This is a genomic window from Cellulophaga sp. 20_2_10 (genome assembly GCF_023476645.1).
Taxonomy (GTDB): Bacteria; Bacteroidota; Bacteroidia; order Flavobacteriales; family Flavobacteriaceae; genus Cellulophaga.
On sequence record NZ_JAMCOJ010000045.1, the window covers coordinates 1 to 1,117 of the forward strand.

General features: G+C 36.2%; 1 protein-coding gene. It reads left to right on the plus strand.

Features of this window, described 5'->3' with window-relative positions; genetic code table 11:
* Positions 1–107 precede the first annotated feature (107 nt).
* Positions 108–887, plus strand: coding sequence for a tetratricopeptide repeat protein (locus M4I21_RS18455; protein ID WP_249560700.1), 780 nt, complete (start codon positions 108–110; stop codon positions 885–887).
* The last annotated feature ends 230 nt before the right edge of the window (positions 888–1,117 follow it).

Consider the following 1,117-nt stretch of genomic DNA (forward strand, 5'->3'; position numbering starts at 1 on the left):
CTAATAATAGCTAGAAATGTAAAACGTGCGTTTACACAACCCTATTGGCGAAATAAACGCAATAAAATGAGGTTACTGACTAGTTGTAAAACATTTAAGAGAAACGAATGAACAAACATTTAACCTTTATATTTCTGACTTTAATTTGCTTCACCGCATTCGGACAAAACGCATTGGAACTAAATGAACAATCGAAAAAACTTATAGAAACCCAAGAATTTGACAAAGCAGTTCCGATTCTAAAACAAGCAGCGGAATTAGGAAATGCGGAATCTCAATATAATTTAGGTTATTGTTATCAAGCTGGAATTGGTGTTGAGCAAAATTCCGAAAAAGCGATTGAATGGTATTCTAAATCAGCCGAACAAGGTTGGAATGATGGTCTGTACGCAATGATGATGGCATATGGAAGTGGAAATGGTGTGCAACAAGATTTCAATAAAGCATTTTCATTTGCTCTAAAATGTGCAGAAAACGGAGACGGAACTTGTATGTTCAATGTTATCAATTGTTACAAAGAAGGAATGGGAACCGACAAAGACATTGATAAAATGTTGGAATGGGCAATCCGACTTGGGAAACTTCAGAACCCAGAAAATTTACAGAAAAGCGGATACATAACATCTTCGAGGTTAAACCTTGCTTATATGTATAGAGATGGAACAGATGTTGAACAAGACAATTTTATAAGTTATCAATGGTTCTTGATTTTTAACGAATTTAAAAGAGACTTTTCATACATTCAACAAGGACAGATTGTTAAGGAAATTCAAGAATTAGAAAACAAACTGACAACCGAACAAAAAGCAAACGGACAAAAAGAAGCTGAAAAAATATTAGGTCGACCGCTGAAAAATATGGAAAACCTATACAAAGCGGAATTATAAAAACGTTTTACAACACCGTGTATAATTCATTGCTAGTGCAAGCTTACTTACGAATCCCGAAGCGTCGGGACTAGCGGATTTTCTATTCGGTTTGTATTTGCTAAATTAGTTACTGAAACACGCAACGAAATCATACACAAAACCGATGGAACACATTCAGCGAAAAGCTGACCAAAGTCGCTACACAGCTACGCTGTTCCCGCCCCTTTGGAAAATGTGTTCCATCGCCC